This is a genomic window from Kitasatospora nipponensis (assembly GCF_039528135.1).
Classification (GTDB): Bacteria; Actinomycetota; Actinomycetes; order Streptomycetales; family Streptomycetaceae; genus Kitasatospora; species Kitasatospora nipponensis.
In genome coordinates this window covers 1-1591 of record NZ_BAAALF010000437.1, presented here as the reverse complement: position 1 = coordinate 1591, position 1591 = coordinate 1, and the positions used below count along the sequence as shown (strand labels likewise).

Sequence of the window (1591 nt, the reverse complement as noted above, 5' to 3'; positions counted from 1 at the left end):
GCCCGCGCGGGTGCGCTGCCGGGCCTGACCCCGTCCGTCCGGGGCCCGCGAGCGCCGCGGGCCCCGGACGGTCAGCCCGTGCCGGTCACCCCACGACGGTCAGCCGACGACGGCCTGGGCGTCGATCTCCACCAGCATCGCCTCGTTCGGCAGCTCCACGAAGACCGTGGTGCGGCACGGCTTCACGCCGCCCGGCGCGATGTGCTCCTCGATGAAGGCCGCGTAGACCTCGTTCATCGCGGCGAAGTCGTCGCGCGTGGTGAGGTAGACGCGGAACATCACCACGTCGTCGATCGTGGCGCCGGCCGCCTCCACGATCGCCCGGACGTTCTCCAGCGTGCGCCGGGTCTGCGCGCGCACGTCGCCCGGGTGGAGGTAGGCACCGGTGCGCGGGTCCTGCGGGCCCTGCCCGGAGACCTGCACGATCGGGCCCTTGCGCACGCCCTGGGAGAACACCCAGGCGGGGGCCGGCGCGCCGTCGGTGCGCACCTCGGTCATCGGGGACTGCGGCGCCTGCTCGCTCATGCCGTTCGAACCTCTCGTGGGGATGGGGGTACCGCGCTGGATCGGTGTCGGGGTCGGGCCGGCGCCGAGGGTCGGGCGCCGCGCGCTCAGAGGGCGCCGCAGTCGGCGGAGACGGCCGCGGTGGCGGCGAGCAGCCGGGGCAGCAGCTCCAGCACCCGCTCGTACGGCAGGACCAGGTCCGGCACCGAGATCGAGGCGGCCGCCACCACCCGTCCGGTGGCGTCCCGGATCGGTGCGCCAACGCAGTTCATGAAGGCCTCGTGCTCGGCCCGGTCCTGCGCCCAGCCCTGCTCGGCGACCCGGTCCAGCTCGGCCAGCAGCGCCTTGGGGCCGGTCAGCGTGCGCTCGGTGAACGGGGTGTAGTCGATCGCGGCCACCGCCCGCTGCCGCTGCGCCGGGGGCAGGTCGGCCAGCAGCACCTTGGAGACGGCCGCGCAGTGCAGCGGGACCGGCAGCCCGATCCGCGAGTACATCCGCACCGGCTGGCGCGAGTCGTACTTGTCGATGTAGACCACCTCGCCGCCCTCGAAGGCCGCCAGGTGCACCGTCTGGCCGGTGGCCGCGTTCAGCTCGGCCAGGTGCGGGGCGGCGATCCGGCGCACCGACCGCTGTTCGAGCGCGCGGCTGGAGAGCGCGAAGAGCCCGGCGCCCAGGTGGTAGCGGAACTCGGCGTCCCGGTAGACCATCCGGGCCTCCTCCAGGCTCTGCAGCAGCCGCAACGCGGTGGTCTTGTGCACGGCCAGCAGGGCGGCGAGCTGGTCGAGCGAGCGCTCGCCCTCGGCCAGTTCGGTCAGCAGGGCGAGGGCGCGGGTGACGGTCTGGCTCATCGTGCTCCGGGGGTGCGCGCAGGGCGGGGAAGGGGGTGCGGGACGGGCGCGTCCAGCGCGGGGGAGTCGACGCCGGCCGCGCTGACCCGGGTGGCCGCCCACTGGGCGGGGGTGGCGTCCAGCAGCGCGCCCAGTATGCCGGGCGCCGGCAGCCGCCCCTGGTCGCCGAGCGCGGCCAGCGCGGCGTCGGCCGCCAGGTAGCCCAGCCGCAGCCGGCGGGGCTGGTCGGGCCCGCGGAG

Annotated in this window: 2 protein-coding genes and 1 pseudogene; all 3 read right to left on the bottom strand. The window is 75.8% G+C overall.

Going from position 1 to position 1591, the window contains the following annotated elements:
• Positions 1-99: 99 nt before the first annotated feature.
• Positions 100-525, bottom strand: coding sequence for a RidA family protein (locus ABD323_RS40980; protein ID WP_344447192.1), 426 nt, complete (start codon positions 523-525; stop codon positions 100-102).
• Positions 526-611: 86 nt separating this feature from the next.
• A complete protein-coding gene (locus ABD323_RS40975; protein ID WP_344447191.1) occupies positions 612-1352 on the bottom strand; it encodes an IclR family transcriptional regulator in 741 nt (246 codons plus the stop codon).
• Positions 1349-1591: pseudogene (locus ABD323_RS40970) on the bottom strand (sugar kinase); the annotation flags it as partial. The pseudogene ABD323_RS40970 and the gene ABD323_RS40975, both read right to left, overlap by 4 nt.

What these genes read in the sequence shown, in the direction of transcription:
- ABD323_RS40975 (WP_344447191.1), bottom strand. Translation starts at nt 1,352, where the DNA reads ATGAGCCAGACCGTCACCCGCGCCCTCGCCCTGCTGACCGAACTGGCC.
- ABD323_RS40980 (WP_344447192.1), bottom strand. Translation starts at nt 525, where the DNA reads ATGAGCGAGCAGGCGCCGCAGTCCCCGATGACCGAGGTGCGCACCGAC.